The following is a 13,352-nucleotide window of genomic DNA, read 5'->3' as shown; positions in this document are numbered from 1 at the left end:
ATGCTTGCTCAAAGCAACGTGCATTACCTCAGTAGATCGGCTCTGCGGGGCACTCCGCTGGAGGCGCTCGTCAACCGCACGGTCGCGGTCGTGGAGGACGGCGGGCGCTTGTACGCGGTGGTGTTGCCCAGAGGAGCCCCGCAGCCCACGCTCAGCTTCGAGGTGTACGATGTAGCCACCGGCCGCGAAGTGTCCTCCAGAACGGTAATGGTTGCATCGGCAGACGGCGAATACCACATACCGCTCAACGGAAACGCGACGGAGATCGTGAAGGCTGGAGGTAGGGTGTATAAAGTGGTTATAGAGACGGCGCAACCGCTGGACGCGGTAGTGCTGTATAGCTATTATGGAGTATCGTGGTACTGGCTTGGCACATGAGCGGCGTCGACATATGCCGCTGGGTACTTCGCCGTGAATCTAGGACAGGGAGTTGCGGACGTTCTCCCCGCCGGTTGGGTTGATACAAATAACAACGTTACAGTATGTCAGACAAACGCGCCGGGCACTACGTACTATTCACCGTCCCACCGCTACGCAGCAGTGCAGACCACGTCAGTACACGCAAACTACTACTGCCCCGGCAGCACGGCGTTGGTAAGCTATCCCTGGATAGCCATAGACGGCGTCACTGGCCAGTGGATTTACCCCACAGGTTTGCCTAGCTATAAGTCCTGGAGCCCTACCTACTGCGTATGTGGAAATATACAAATAACGCTACCGCCCCCGTCGTTGCCAGAGGGCTGACTCCTCGCAGATACCGATCCTGTTTCTCAACCTACTCTATTGGTATCTCGACCTCCTTAGTCGCAGACATGGCCATCAGTAGCTCCCTCACGGTGATGTCGGGCCTAGTCCTCAGCAGAGACACAGCCGCCTTGGTCCTCTCCGGGCAGTATGCCGCGGCGATCTCCTCGGCGTCCTCCTCGGTCAACACGTCGGGTAGCTGGACGGATACGGCGGTTAGTATATTGCCCAGCGGCGGGATCTTCGACGCGAGCTTCTCGTAGACCTCGGGCAGAAACGACACCACGAATCCGGCCCTATCGAGGCCCATGTTCCTTATTCTGTGGAGGGCCGAGGCGGCTTGGAAGAACTGCGGATCCTCCGGGCTCGGCATCCACTCGTCTAGGGCCACCACAACCCTGCCGGGGGCTAGATCCAACGCCGCGGAGAGGGTCCACGAGGGGTCTCCTTGGGCCAACGAGAGGAGCCCCTGGAAGCCGTACCGCCTGTACACGTCGACTACCTTAGATCGGGCTGTGGACCTCGCCGCGAGCCTCCAAGCTACGACCGCCGCCATGTAGGCCAGATTCCTCTCTGGGAACTCCGTGGCGTCGATGTATATACAGTCGATCCTCTCGCAGAGGGCGTACAGAACCTGCGTCTTGCCCATCCCGGCTCTTCCTATCAACGCAGACAGCGGGTATCTGGAGGCGAGCTCTTCGAGCTCCTCGAGGGCCTGGGCCCACCGCCTGCCAGCCAGCTTCGCGTCGCGTCTGGCGACCGGCCAAGACGGTATAGCGCACGACACGTAACGTCCAGCGAGGCCGTAATTAAAGGAGATAGGTAATACCCTTCCTATACCCCTGTCTTCTTTATATAGCCGTACCCTCTGCCGTTTACGTAGACCTTTTCGTCTCCTCCCTCGAGCAATACATACTTCCCACGCCGCTCCGCCAAAAGTCGGGCCAGTCTCTCGACAAACTCTGCCTCGGAGAGCCCCAGCTTGCTCGTGACGAAGTCCTTCACGGCCTTCAGAGGCGCGTAGCCCGTTGGGCCCGCCGAGTGTTTTATGGCAACGTCCAAGATTTGGTCGAAGTCGGCGCCCTCAACGCGCCGGCCCTCCAGCCGCGATACCCTCTCCTCGAGCTCCAGCAACTTGCTCAAGACAAGGCCCCATCCGTCCTCGATGACGTACCGCACGCCTCTCCCGGCCTGTTCGGGCCTGGCGCCCAGCCTCGCCGCCAGCTCGTCAGCGGTGAGGCCTATCCTCCTCGCAGTCCTTTCGAGGTCGCTCCGCCTGATATAGATCTTGCCCCCCTCCGTCAGCCCAACGGCTAACTCCACGCGAGGTCGAGACGCCGAGTTAAAAACGCCATGGGTCAGATAAAGGTTATTACCCGATGAGCTTCTGCCGAAATGCCTGATGTGCGAATCGTGGAGAGAGTCGCCGAATTCGTCAAGCTTAGGGAGGACGAGTTCGTGGCGCCTGTGTTGCGGCGCGCCGGCGTGGACGTCTTCGAGTTGCTGGTGGCCGTGGTACTGACGCAGAACACCACGGACAGGAACGCGTTCCGCGCATATTACAACCTCAAGAACGCTGTGGGGCGGATAACTCCGCAGGCCCTGCTCTCTCTCGGCGAGGAAAGGCTTGCGGAGCTTATAAGGCCTGCGGGGATGCATAGAGTCAGGGCCAGGAAGCTGATAGAGCTCTCCAGATCGCTCTCCGACGTGGATCTGTCCAGGATAGCGGATATGGACGTGGAGGAGGCCCGGCGCTTCCTAACGTCGTTGCCGGGCGTCGGCGAGAAGACGGCCGACGTCGTGTTGGCCAACTTGGGCAAGCCCGCGTTTCCCGTGGACACTCACATAACCAGGATCGCGCGGCGTTGGGGCATAGGGAAGAGATACGGCGAGATAAGCAGGTGGTTCATGGAGCGTCTGCCTCCCGAGAGGTACCTCGAGGTCCACCTGAAGCTCATACAGTTCGGTAGGGACTACTGCAGGGCCAGATCGCCGCGTTGCGGTGAGTGCCCCGTGAGAGATCTCTGTCCCTGGCCAGGCAAGCCTACCGCTTGACCAAAAAGGCCACGGCTTGTTTGGGGCCGAGCTTGAGGCTTATGGGCTCGGTCCCCTCGACAGAGCCGGAGCCGGCCACCGCCTCGACCGACTTAACCCCGCGCGCGACCACGGCCGCCGTCACCGCCTCGTAGGAGTGGTTTATGGCTATGACCAAGTCGCCGTCCTTCCCCTCGAACCTCGACAGCTCTACCCTCGGATCGGTCGAGTAGTAGGGTATGTCCAGACCCGCCATCTGGGCCAGCGCAGCGTAGATCCTGTGGTACCCCCTCAGCCAGTCCACGTGTTCCATGTAGGCGAGCATCAGCTCGAACGGGATCACCGACAGGACGGCGCCTTTTCTCGCCAATACGACGGGCCTGTTCTTGTGATCCACCGCGACTACCTCCGCGTCTACTGGCTTTACCGCGTAGGTGTACACCGGCGCGTCGAGGGCGAACTCCAACTCCTCGCCGGATCTGATAGGGCCGAAATCCGCGACGAATTTGACTCTGAAGATCCCGCCGTAGCGTACGCCGACGCTTCCGGGCAGAAGGGCGTTCTCTACGCCGAACAGCTCCCGCCAGAGGTGAGTGGCCGCGTCGTGTGTGATAGGGGCGACGTTGCCGAAGCTTCTGAAGAACGAGGCGTATACCAAGCCGCCCGAGTTGGCTATCTCGTAGGCCAGGCGCCAAGTAGTCGCCAGCGCGGTGGGCGCAGAGGGGAACACAAGGAGCCTCTTCTGCCTCAGCCTCTCCCTCGACAGCTCATATACGGAGGATATGCGAAGGCCCGACATGAAGCCGAGGGTCAGCCCCATCAACGCAGGCTTGAGCCCAGGCTCGTTGCGCCAGCCTTGGTACACGAACTCGTAGTCCCTATACATGTAGAACGGAACGACGACAGACGCCTGCGCCTCCGGCCTCTTGAAGCGGTCGCCGAGCCCTATCTCCTCGAGCCTCTTCAGATCTTGCGAGAACTTCTTGACTGCGGTAGCCGCGGGCTTCAAGGTGCCGTCAGCCCTCACGAGGCCGAAGCCGAGCTCAAGAAGCCTCCACTCGTACGGCGGATCGCCCTCTTGGGAGAAGTCGGAGAAGCACCAGATAAAGGCGCCGAAGGCGCCGTGGGCCAGCGCCGACCACAACACGTCGTTTATGAAGTTGGCGTGTTGCTCCTCCGAGAATTGATATGTGCTGAAGCCGAACTCCTCCAGGAGGACGGGCATATCGCCGTCGTTTGAGAAGAGCTCGACGAACGCCGGATAGAGGTACCCGTGCCGTACGAGGTTCGTATCGTAGCGGTATATGTGCGGCCCGACCCAGTCAACCAGCCCCTTCACGTTAGGCGCCTCTTGGAGATACGAGCTGGAGACGTCCCCCGAGGAGAAGGGATGCGCCGGGTCCGCAGACTTTATGGCTGAGGAGTACGCCCTGAGGAGGCTCAGAGCCTCGTATCTGCTCCTAGCCGCCTTCACTAGGCTGAGTTCGTTGCTTAGGATCCAGCCGCCGAGAGCCTTGTGGTCCCTAAGCGCCTTGACGACCTCGAGGACGGCTCTCACGCCCCGCTCGACCGCCTGAGGCGCGTAGATGTCCCAGTCCGGCGCCCACGGTATCGCCCAGTTGCGCCCCGACATGTGGCCTACAATCAGCGTCGGGTAGCCCAACAGCCCGCGTTCGGCCAACATATCCATGAAATGCCTCAGCTTGGCGAGCGCTTCGCTCGACACTCCGCCGTAGGAGTCGAAGAAATCCTCGGCGAGTATGAAGAACCTCAACGCCCTTATGCCGAGGTCCTTCATCGTGTCTAGGTCCTCCCTTATATCTTCGGGGTTCCACTCCTTCCACATCTTTATATTGTGTTTCCGGGGCCAGTAGTTAACCCCGAGTATAAACATGGTTGTTCGGCCAGCTGGCAAATATAACAGTTAAGGCGGGAGCTCTTTATCGAAATTCTCTAGATTTATATCCATATAATTCTCTTATTTTATCTATAGAATCCACGAACTGCCTCCGGGCAGGCGTTATCAAAGGCCCATAGGACTCGGCTAAAGGCTGTCTCTGCCCTATGTCTAGCCCGTCGGCCAGGTTCAGGATTAGGAGGGACACCGCGGTCAAGCTCACCGGCTCCCTCAGCTTAATCTGCCTCATCGACTCGATTCACAACGGGACTGCGATCAGCCCGTCGTAGAGCCAGTAGCCGTGCCCGCCGCGCGCACGCGTCATGAAGAGGGCGGCGCGTTCCCTAGTCACGTTTAGCCAGTTCTACCCGATCCATCTGCCGGGCTCGTGCACCTCGTGCTCCGACGGATAGAGCCCGGTGAACGTAGAGACGTGGGCCGGCGGAGTCCACGGCGCCGTGGTCCACGCCTCATATTTCTCGAACCCCCAGCTGGACGGCCAGTCGAGGGGGGCCGAATAGTCCCACCGTACCGCGTCAAGGACTATGAGAGCTATATTCTCCACTGGCCAGTCCCCGCGTTGCATTTATATACGTCGCTCACCTGCGGTGAGTATGCTTGAGTATACTCAGACTATTACAAGCTAACGATAAGTAATGTGATGCTATAAAGGTTAAATACTCGCATTGCCACGCACACTATGCGGACATACACGTTAACGGAAAAGTTCAAGTCTATATTCGCCAGGAGAGGTCACTCGATAGTGTTGGCGTACGACCACGGCATAGAGCACGGCCCCACGGACTTCCTAGAGAACCCGGACTCCGTAGATCCGGAGTATATATTGAAGATAGCGCGCGACGCGGGGTTCGACGGCGTCGTGTTCCAGAGAGGTATAGCCGAGAAGTACTACGACGGGAGCGTGCCGCTAATACTCAAGCTCAACGGCAAGACGTCGCTCTACAACGGCGCGCCTATATCGGCGCCTAACTGCACCGTCGAGGAGGCGGTGAGCCTCGGCGCGAGCGCGGTGGGCTTCACGATATATGCCGGTAGCGACTACGAGTGGAAACAGATAGAGTACCTGGCCCAGATCAAGAAGGACGCCTCGAAATTCGACATACCGCTTGTCGTGTGGTCCTACCCGAGAGGGGGCAAGGTCGACACGAAGTACAACGGTAACGAGCACCACCCCGAAGTCGTGGCGTATGCGGCCAGAATCGCGCTGGAGCTGGGAGCCGACGCCATGAAGATAAAGTATACGGGAGATCCCAAGACGTTCGCCTGGGCCGTTAGAGCCGCCGGCAGGGTGCCGGTGCTCATGTCAGGAGGCCCTAAGACCAAGACGGACGAGGAGTTCTTGAGGCAGGTGGAGGAGGTCATCAGCGCCGGCGCCTTGGGCGTAGCGGTGGGCAGAAACGTGTGGCAGAGGAAGAACGCCGTCGAGTTCGGCAAATTGTTGGGCCAGATAGTCTACGAGGGCAAAAAAGCCTCCGAGGTGCTGAGAGCGGCGGCGCCATGAAGATCGGCGTATTGACCGGCGGAGGCGACGCGCCGGGCCTCAACATAGCCGTATATACCTTTGTCAAGCTCGCCGAGAGGAAGCACGAGGTCTACGCCATCTTCCACGGCTGGAAGGGCCTCCTCAACAAGGAGGTCAAGAGGGTGACGTCCGTAGATCTGCTGGACTTCGCCTTTACGGGAGGCACATACATAAAGACCTCGAGGACGAACCCGTTTAAGGACGAGGAGAGGGCGAAGACGTTGGCCAAGAACGTCGAGGAGCTGAGCCTAGACGTCGTTGTGGCTATAGGGGGCGATGACACGTTGGGGGCCGCCGGCGAGGCGCAGAGGCGCGGAATACTGGATGCGGTCGGGATACCGAAGACTATAGACAACGACGTCTGGGGCACCGACTACACCATAGGGTTCGACACGGCCGTCAACGAGGCCGTCAAGGCCGCCGAGAGCTTCAAGACCACGTTGATATCCCACGAGAGGGTCGGCGTAGTGGAGGTGATGGGCAGGGAGGCCGGGTGGATAGCGCTACACACAGGTCTTGCGACCATGGCCGACTTCGTGTTGATACCCGAGAGAGAGGTAAGCTGGGACTTCGTGGCCGAGCGCGTGAAGAAGGCCTACGAGGCCAAGAGGTGGGCGCTGGTCGTCGTGTCGGAGGGCATTAAGTCCTACGGAGGGCCTGTGGACGAGTTCGGCCACGTAAGGCTCGGCGGAGTCGGCAACGAGCTCGCCGCCTTTCTCGAGAAGAAGACAGGCCTCGAGACTAGGGCCACGATACCCGGCCACATAATTAGAGGAGCCCCGCCGTCCGCTTTCGACAGAGTGCTGGCGGTCAGATACGCCACAGCGGCCTACGAGGCCGTGGAGGAGGGCAAATTCGGCGTCATGACCGCGTATAGGGACGGCGAGATATCGTACATCCCCATAACGGAAGTCGTGGGCAGGAACAAGCTGGTGAGCGGGCCCTGGCTCAAGCTCTACGAGACGTATTGGGGTAACTCGGAATAGGTAGAGGATATATTGCTAAAGCGTAAAGTTTTTAAATAGACCTTACAAAGCGTCTTTCGGCGCCGTGCGGCATCTCCTTTGGCAATTAATTTCTATGAGGCGAACGCCCTATCAATAATGCAATCCTCGCAGAAATACGCCTATTTTTTGTAGTTAAGTTTTTATATTTGCTCTTTCTCTAAGCACATGGCAAGCACCGAGGAATTAAGGCTAACCGATAGACAGGTTCAGATACTCCAGCACCTGCTCCAACGCGCCCAGCCCATGAGGGTCTACACTGTCTACGGCGACCAGGACGAGATAGCCCGCGAGCTCGGCATGACAAGGCAGGCGCTGGCGATACACCTCAAGCGACTAAAAGAGTTGGGACTTGTCAGGACAGGCCGCGAGTTCGTCGACGTCACGGAGAAGGCCGTCAAGTTCCTCAAGGGCCAGAGCAACGACGTCATAGTTTTGGTAAAGGTCGAGCCGAAGTATCGCGACAAGGTCTACGACTTCTCCAAGAAGCTACCCATCGAGAAGGCGCTTAGGCTAGCCGGCGAGTACGACCTCGCCGTGATAACGCAGGAGACAGTGCTCGACAAGGTCCTCGACTCCCTCAACAACCTAGAGGGCGTAAAAGAGACCAAGACGTTTATCAGCATAGGCGCTATAAAGGAGTAAGAGAATTTATAAAATACATAAATTTTCCGCGAGTTTTTCCCATAAATGCAGAGGATCCGTTGCGCTCTACTGAAGCGGTCTAGATTTGATAGCTGGCCTAGGCCGTCCATCTAGCCGGCACCTCTCCGTAGTGACTAGGCGCTCTCTGCATACTGGCTTTGTCTCATTAACGGAGCTGGCCCAGAGTCCCAGATAGGGAGCTAGGGCCGACACCACTAACGTCCTACAATCCCCGCCATCGACGACGGCAAGTCTCGCGGGGAGGAGGAGGGCATAAAGCAGACATGCCATAATCGGGCGTGTACTATATAAGGAGGGAAGAGGTCGCCCTATGGGCTTGGCCAGGAGGATAGCCTCTCGTTCGTTGGCTCTGCCACAGCACCTGGCATACTCGCGGCGCTGAATTTATCGCCCTACATCTCTGTGCCAACAGCTCTCCTCTCTCTGCGGCGCTGACCACCTACTTCGCGGTCAGAGTCAAGTGGGATAATGGCTTGCTTAACTTCGTTGAGCCCCTAGGTAAGGGGACTTCCAAGGCCTTCCCCGTTACGTGGGTCGTCAGCTACTACCTTTACGTAGTACACGTGATCGCTAGCTGACAATTCGAATCCTACAGACGCGGAATATAATGCGGCGGATCTACACGCCACGAATAGACCAAGGCGTGGAGGCGTCTGGACCGGCGAGATACGCCCGACGGCTATTCGCCTAAAGCGGCGGAGCAAAGCTTAAAAAACGATAAAAACATATGTAAAGGGCCCGTAGCTCAGCATGGATCAGAGCGGCGGCCTCCGGAGCCGTAGTCCCTAGTGGGGCGGAGGTCGCGGGTTCGGGCACAGCCGCCTAGAAATCCCGCCGGGCCCGCCAGTGCTAGTTGTCGGCACATATTAATACCTGCCGAGTTTGTGCCATGAGACTTTCAATAATTATCACGATAATGGGAGTTGCGATGGTGGCTATCGCGGCTGTTCTGTTCTTCTTAGGGTCCTCGGCGGGCTCGTTGGCGGCTTCTGTCAATGAGGCGTTGGCGCAGTTGAACAAGACGTCGGCCTTGACGCTGTCTCCAGGCAACAACGCGAGCTTCTCCTTCTCGGAGCCGTCGATATTGTTGATCAACTCGTCAGCGCCGCTGAAGATAGTGCCGGAGTCTCTGAGGATTGCCGTCCAGGGGACCATCACGGCGGTTGCCGTCCAGCCGGGCGTGAGGGTCTACGTCGTCAACAACTACACGCGCCCCGTCTCTCTTAGGTATGCGGTGGTGACCATAAGCCCGTCTCTGTCGAGGGCGGTGTTCTTCGCCCTCATCTCGCTGGGTCTCGGCTTCGTCGGCTTCGTGGTGCTCGTGATAGGCGTAGTGCTGTACGTACTAAAGAGATAAATTCACGCTCCACACAACACGTGGACTTGTTCCGCGTCGACGTCTCGCTTATAAGAGAAGGCGTAGTGGCGCTCGACTCAGAGACGGCGCTCCTCTTGAAGTATATAGAGGAGACCGGCTCGATATCAGCCGCAGCGAGGAGGCTCGGGATACCCTACTCCCGTGCCTGGGGATACATCGCCAGGGCCGAGAGGGCGCTCGGCATACGCCTCGTGGAGCCCAGGAGAGGCTATGCGGGAGGGGCCCGGCTCACCGACGAGGGCAGGCGCTTGTTGGCCCGCTATCTGGAATTCGTGTCGAGGAGGCTCGGCGGGCTCGAGGCGCTGACAGAGGGGATGTGCGACTTCGTGTATGCCGGCAGCTCCGACCTCTTCGTTAAGGATCTGCTGGAGAGGCTGAGGGAGGAGGGCTTCTGCGTGGAGGCCAGGTGGGTCGGCTCCGCAACTGGGCTCATAATGGCCGCGGCCGGCCTGGCCGACGTGGCCGGCGTCCATCTGCTGGATCCGGCATCGGGCGAGTACAACGTCCCCTACGTGGAGAGGCTTGGTCTGTCTCAGTCGGTAGTCCTTCACAGAGGCTTCATGAGGTCTATAGGCTTCGCGTTTAGGCCGGACGTGGAGTTTAGAGGCGTGGAGGACTTGTTGAAGTACAGGGTGATTGCCCGCAATCCCGGATCGGGGACGCGCCTCCTCCTCGAGCTACTGGTCGATAAGCTCGCCGAGAGGGTCGGCAAGCCTCGTAAGGCCGTTGCAGACGCCATAAGCGGGTACAACACGTCCGCGAGGACCCACGAGGAGGTGGTCGGGGCGATAGCCCGAGGGGAGGCCGACGTCGGGCTGGCCATCGCGGCGGCCGCGGAGAAGTACGGCTTGGCCTATAGGCACGTGGCGCTTGAGCGTTTCGATCTGGCGGTGAACAGATACAGCCTGGAGAAGCCTGCCGTGAGGCGCTTGTTGGAGCTGTTGAGGAAGGAGCAACCGCCGCCGGGATACACGCCGGTCAGAAGCGCGGGCCAGAAGGTATTAGTATAGGAATCGGGTTGGTCGACACATGGCCAAGGTGGTCATACACTCTATAGCCGACGGCCCCAACGAGGTGTTGGTCGACGGGAGGCCGGTGGCTTACTTGTGCCGTTGCGGCGGCTCATCCAGGAAGCCGTACTGCGACGGCACCCACAAGAGGGCCGGCTTTAAGGCGCCTGAGGCCTACGTCAACGTCCTAGAATAGCTTTTTTATTAGAGTCGCCACATTTACGTGCAGGTTTTTCTCGCCACCGAGAGGGGCGTCTACGAGCTGATCCCCACTGGCGGCGCTCACAGGATATGTTGCCCCGATCTCGAGGTAGTCGACGTCGCCACGTTCGAGGGTCATCTCTACGTCTGTTCGCCTAGATCGGGCCTCTTCGAGGTTGGCGGGGGCAAGCTCAAGAGACTGGCGTCAGGTCCTTGTTGGCGCCTCGTTAGGCTGGGCGACTCACTCGTGGCGTCTATGGACGGCCCGGTGCTGGTGGACGCCCTCTCCGGCGCAAAGATAACCGAGTTTCCGGACTACGCCGAGAGGTTCGGCTGGAGGTTCCTCAAGGGGCCTGCCCACATAACCGACATAGCGCGGTTCAAGGACCTATACGTGGCCTCCGTCGAGGAGGGCAACCTACTGGCTGGGGACGACCTACGCGGGCTGAGGCCTACCCGCTTCTGGGGAGATCTCCACGCCCTTCTCCCCGATAGGGAGAGGCTGTACATCTCCACGTCCACCGGGATCTACTACACGAGCGATCTCGAGAAGTTCAACATGGGCCTCGGCCCGACGGGCTACACCCATGCCGTTGTGCGTTGCGGCGGCTATCTGGCGACCCACGAGATGTCGACGAGGCCTCTCTGGGTGTCTGTTGACGGCGTGTCGTGGCGTAACCTCCCAATAGATCTGCCCAGGCCAGAGTACGGCACGACGAACCTAGCGTGTATCGGCTCCAGGGCAATATACGCCGTGAGGCAGGTCTACGTGATAGACATAGCCCGCCTTATAGTGGAGAAGCTCGCCTCAGGCCTCCCGTTGGTGTTGAGGGTATCCGTCCTTTAAACTAGGAAAAATTATGGTGTAATTTTGGAAAAAGCATTTAACGGCAGAACGCACACTTTATCCATGTCAAGAACAACCACAATACTGGCCGTAACGGCCGTGGTGCTGGCGATACTGGGGTTTGTGGCCGGCTACTACTCCGCGCCGAGAGCCACCCCAATGCCGACTACCCAGACTGTCACAACTACCCAGACGATCACCACAACTCAGACCGTAACAGCGCCTGGCATGCAGGCGGAGCCCGAGCTGGTGCCGATAACTATGGCGACGGTAAAGGTCGACGCGATGACCGGAGCCACGGTCAGGGCAGGCCCCGTAATAGCCGTGGTGAGGCCGGGCACGTACGCGATGGTCGGCAACACCACGTTGAGCGTCTACAACTTCTCGATAGTGCTGTACGCCGTTAAGAACGTGGGCGTGGCGCCGGACGGCGGCGTGCCCACTTACGCCTTCGCGTTCGCTGTCAACGGACAGGTGAGCCCCGCCATATCCTTCGTCGATAGGTCTGGGAAGCCGAGACAGATAATAACCGTGGCCTACGCTCCCGCCGACTGGTCCAGCTGGACTTGGCTCGGGTATAAGGCGTTGCCCAACGGCACGCTGGTCGGCGGCAGGTACGCCTTTGCGAATGTCTGGCACTACGTGGGAGGAGGCGTCATGGTCAACATCATGTTCTCTAAGCCAGTCCCGTGGATATTCACAGCCGGCCCCTACATGCACAAGATAAACTATGTCGAGTTCACTCCGCCCGTGGGCAACGCGTCGAGCGGGCTTGTGCCTATTGAGATAGCCGAGGCCCGGATAAACGGCACTGTCGGAGGCGCGTTGAGGGTCGGCAACATAATAGCGGTGATACCGCCCGGCACCTACCTCACCGACGGGCAGATGACCTACAAGGTCTATAACTTCAGCTTGATATACTACGCGACGCTTAACATGTCCGGAGTAGCCGGCATGTCGCCGCTCGGCGCGTACGCGTTCGCCGCCAACGGCCTCGTCACAGCTAAATACACGTTCGTCGATGCTAGCGGAGCCGGATCGCCGATAATTACGATAGCTATGTTCCCCAGAACAGTGGCCAGCTGGACCTGGTTGCCTCAAGGCGCGGCGCAACAGAACGCCACCCTCTCGGTAGGAGCCTACAAATCCCCCGACGTGTGGCTCTACGGCGACGGCTACATCGTGAATGTGCAATTCGTGAGGCCTGTTCCGTGGGTGTTCCTAGGGCCTTGGCCGCCCCAGCAAGCCGCGTCCATGACTGCAACTACAACGGCGGCCGCCGCGGCCACATCCGCCGCTACGGCCACGACGACCTCTTCAACTACTACGGCTGGCTCGTATGTCTGGGGTTAGGATTCGCCGGGTTACTGGGCCTAAGTATCAATAAAAACCGAACAATGTTTTTCTTCTCTGTGGGCAGACCGGCGCAATCTCAGGAGAGTTTTGCTGTTCGTATTGCTAGGCACGCGCGGGGGTCCGGCGCGTCTCAAGATACTCGCGCGGCTGAAGGAAAGGCCCATGAACGCCCACCAGCTCTCGAAGGAGCTGGATATGGACTACAAGACGGCGCGCCACCACCTAGAGGTCTTGGAGAAGAACGGGCTCGTGGAGAGGCTGGGCGAGGGGTACGGCGCTGTCTACGCGCTGTCGGAGCCGCTCCAGAGAAACTGGGACTTAATAGTAGAGGCGGCCAAGTATCTGGGCTATGATACCCTGGATCATTGACATAGCGCTCGCGTCCATCGCGTCTATCTTCTCCCTGCTTAGCTTGAGGAACTACGCCGACCTCAAGAGCACTCATGTGGGCAGATACGCGTTGGCCATCGCGGCCGCCTTGACAGCCGCCTCGTTAATAGCTCTCGCCTCCTTCGCGTTCTGGATGTTTAGAGGGCACGGCCCCGACGTGGCAATGCCGTCTATGGCTATCGCCGCGCTCCTCGCGACGTCATCGATCGCGTTTTACAAGCTCTCGTCAATATAGGCCTCGCCGCGGCGCGTTGCAAAGATTTAAGTATATGTCGCGGAGGG

At 59.2% G+C, this 13,352-nt stretch carries 18 protein-coding genes and 1 tRNA gene; 15 read left to right on the top strand and 4 right to left on the bottom strand.

Going from position 1 to position 13,352, the window contains the following annotated elements:
* The first annotated feature begins 18 nt into the window (after positions 1–18).
* Positions 19–378, top strand: a complete 360-nt coding sequence (locus TUZN_RS01890; protein ID WP_148678557.1) for a hypothetical protein — start codon at positions 19–21, stop codon at positions 376–378.
* A gap of 33 nt (positions 379–411) precedes the next feature.
* Complete coding sequence (locus tag TUZN_RS10955; RefSeq protein WP_148678556.1) at positions 412–744, top strand: hypothetical protein; 333 nt, start codon at positions 412–414, stop codon at positions 742–744.
* 31 nt (positions 745–775) lie between these two features.
* Here the strand turns inward: TUZN_RS10955 and TUZN_RS01885 are convergent, their stop codons facing one another.
* A complete protein-coding gene (locus TUZN_RS01885) occupies positions 776–1,531 on the bottom strand; it encodes an ATP-binding protein (protein ID WP_013679228.1) in 756 nt (251 codons plus the stop codon).
* A 47-nt stretch (positions 1,532–1,578) separates the two neighbouring features.
* Complete coding sequence (locus TUZN_RS01880; protein ID WP_013679227.1) at positions 1,579–2,067, bottom strand: hypothetical protein; 489 nt, start codon at positions 2,065–2,067, stop codon at positions 1,579–1,581.
* Between the two features lie 72 nt (positions 2,068–2,139).
* Here TUZN_RS01880 and TUZN_RS01875 point away from each other — a divergent pair, with 72 nt between their 5' ends.
* Complete coding sequence (locus TUZN_RS01875) at positions 2,140–2,799, top strand: endonuclease III domain-containing protein (protein WP_052886012.1); 660 nt, start codon at positions 2,140–2,142, stop codon at positions 2,797–2,799.
* Here TUZN_RS01875 and TUZN_RS01870 read toward each other — a convergent pair.
* Positions 2,789–4,672, bottom strand: coding sequence for a glycoside hydrolase 5 family protein (locus tag TUZN_RS01870; protein WP_013679225.1), 1,884 nt, complete (start codon positions 4,670–4,672; stop codon positions 2,789–2,791). The two genes, TUZN_RS01875 and TUZN_RS01870, sit on opposite strands and share 11 nt — an antisense overlap.
* A 170-nt stretch (positions 4,673–4,842) precedes the next feature.
* Here TUZN_RS01870 and TUZN_RS11520 point away from each other — a divergent pair, with 170 nt between their 5' ends.
* Complete coding sequence (locus TUZN_RS11520) at positions 4,843–4,965, top strand: hypothetical protein (protein WP_272941290.1); 123 nt, start codon at positions 4,843–4,845, stop codon at positions 4,963–4,965.
* 74 nt (positions 4,966–5,039) lie between these two features.
* On the opposite strand, the gene TUZN_RS01865 is transcribed toward TUZN_RS11520, so the two are convergent.
* Positions 5,040–5,240 (bottom strand): alkaline phosphatase family protein, encoded by a 201-nt coding sequence (locus tag TUZN_RS01865; protein ID WP_013679223.1) that lies wholly within the window; start codon positions 5,238–5,240, stop codon positions 5,040–5,042.
* Between the two features lie 135 nt (positions 5,241–5,375).
* Here TUZN_RS01865 and TUZN_RS01860 point away from each other — a divergent pair, with 135 nt between their 5' ends.
* The 11 genes from TUZN_RS01860 (at position 5,376) to TUZN_RS01815 (ending at position 13,305) form a co-directional block, all read left to right on the top strand.
* On the top strand, positions 5,376–6,197 hold the full coding sequence (locus TUZN_RS01860) for a class I fructose-bisphosphate aldolase (RefSeq protein ID WP_013679222.1): 822 nt from the start codon (positions 5,376–5,378) through the stop codon (positions 6,195–6,197).
* Positions 6,194–7,204 carry an ATP-dependent 6-phosphofructokinase gene (locus tag TUZN_RS01855; protein ID WP_013679221.1) on the top strand — a complete coding sequence of 337 codons (1,011 nt, stop codon included), beginning with the start codon at positions 6,194–6,196 and terminating at the stop codon, positions 7,202–7,204. Before TUZN_RS01860 ends, TUZN_RS01855 begins: the two co-directional genes overlap by 4 nt.
* A gap of 186 nt (positions 7,205–7,390) precedes the next feature.
* The gene (locus tag TUZN_RS01850; protein ID WP_052886011.1) at positions 7,391–7,867 is read left to right on the top strand and encodes an Lrp/AsnC family transcriptional regulator; all 477 of its coding nucleotides are present in this window, start codon (positions 7,391–7,393) and stop codon (positions 7,865–7,867) included.
* 755 nt (positions 7,868–8,622) lie between these two features.
* A tRNA-Arg gene (locus TUZN_RS01845) sits at positions 8,623–8,734 on the top strand.
* 43 nt (positions 8,735–8,777) lie between these two features.
* Positions 8,778–9,245 (top strand): hypothetical protein, encoded by a 468-nt coding sequence (locus TUZN_RS01840; protein ID WP_013679219.1) that lies wholly within the window; start codon positions 8,778–8,780, stop codon positions 9,243–9,245.
* 20 nt (positions 9,246–9,265) lie between these two features.
* Complete coding sequence (locus tag TUZN_RS01835) at positions 9,266–10,276, top strand: substrate-binding domain-containing protein (protein ID WP_013679218.1); 1,011 nt, start codon at positions 9,266–9,268, stop codon at positions 10,274–10,276.
* Between the two features lie 19 nt (positions 10,277–10,295).
* Positions 10,296–10,472, top strand: coding sequence for a CDGSH iron-sulfur domain-containing protein (locus TUZN_RS10950; RefSeq protein WP_013679217.1), 177 nt, complete (start codon positions 10,296–10,298; stop codon positions 10,470–10,472).
* A gap of 27 nt (positions 10,473–10,499) precedes the next feature.
* Positions 10,500–11,324: a hypothetical protein gene (locus TUZN_RS01830; protein ID WP_013679216.1), complete on the top strand. Its 825-nt coding sequence runs from the start codon at positions 10,500–10,502 to the stop codon at positions 11,322–11,324.
* Positions 11,325–11,387: 63 nt separating this feature from the next.
* The gene (locus tag TUZN_RS01825; protein WP_013679215.1) at positions 11,388–12,677 is read left to right on the top strand and encodes a hypothetical protein; all 1,290 of its coding nucleotides are present in this window, start codon (positions 11,388–11,390) and stop codon (positions 12,675–12,677) included.
* A gap of 90 nt (positions 12,678–12,767) precedes the next feature.
* Complete coding sequence (locus TUZN_RS01820) at positions 12,768–13,049, top strand: ArsR/SmtB family transcription factor (protein WP_148678555.1); 282 nt, start codon at positions 12,768–12,770, stop codon at positions 13,047–13,049.
* On the top strand, positions 13,030–13,305 hold the full coding sequence (locus tag TUZN_RS01815) for a hypothetical protein (RefSeq protein ID WP_013679213.1): 276 nt from the start codon (positions 13,030–13,032) through the stop codon (positions 13,303–13,305). The genes TUZN_RS01820 and TUZN_RS01815 overlap by 20 nt, the downstream gene beginning before the upstream one ends.
* Positions 13,306–13,352 lie beyond the last annotated feature (47 nt).

Origin of the sequence: Thermoproteus uzoniensis 768-20 (genome assembly GCF_000193375.1) — an archaeon.
Classification (GTDB): domain Archaea; phylum Thermoproteota; class Thermoprotei; order Thermoproteales; family Thermoproteaceae; genus Thermoproteus; species Thermoproteus uzoniensis_A.
The sequence above is the reverse complement of the archived record's forward strand: the minus strand, read 5'-3'. Positions and strand labels throughout refer to the sequence as shown.

What these genes read in the sequence shown, in the direction of transcription:
- TUZN_RS01855 (WP_013679221.1), top strand. Translation starts at nt 6,194, where the DNA reads ATGAAGATCGGCGTATTGACCGGCGGAGGCGACGCGCCGGGCCTCAAC.
- TUZN_RS01875 (WP_052886012.1), top strand. Translation starts at nt 2,140, where the DNA reads ATGCCTGATGTGCGAATCGTGGAGAGAGTCGCCGAATTCGTCAAGCTT.
- TUZN_RS01860 (WP_013679222.1), top strand. Translation starts at nt 5,376, where the DNA reads ATGCGGACATACACGTTAACGGAAAAGTTCAAGTCTATATTCGCCAGG.
- TUZN_RS01825 (WP_013679215.1), top strand. Translation starts at nt 11,388, where the DNA reads ATGTCAAGAACAACCACAATACTGGCCGTAACGGCCGTGGTGCTGGCG.
- TUZN_RS10950 (WP_013679217.1), top strand. Translation starts at nt 10,296, where the DNA reads ATGGCCAAGGTGGTCATACACTCTATAGCCGACGGCCCCAACGAGGTG.
- TUZN_RS11520 (WP_272941290.1), top strand. Translation starts at nt 4,843, where the DNA reads ATGTCTAGCCCGTCGGCCAGGTTCAGGATTAGGAGGGACACCGCGGTC.
- TUZN_RS01815 (WP_013679213.1), top strand. Translation starts at nt 13,030, where the DNA reads ATGATACCCTGGATCATTGACATAGCGCTCGCGTCCATCGCGTCTATC.
- TUZN_RS01840 (WP_013679219.1), top strand. Translation starts at nt 8,778, where the DNA reads ATGAGACTTTCAATAATTATCACGATAATGGGAGTTGCGATGGTGGCT.
- TUZN_RS01870 (WP_013679225.1), bottom strand. Translation starts at nt 4,672, where the DNA reads ATGTTTATACTCGGGGTTAACTACTGGCCCCGGAAACACAATATAAAG.
- TUZN_RS01850 (WP_052886011.1), top strand. Translation starts at nt 7,391, where the DNA reads ATGGCAAGCACCGAGGAATTAAGGCTAACCGATAGACAGGTTCAGATA.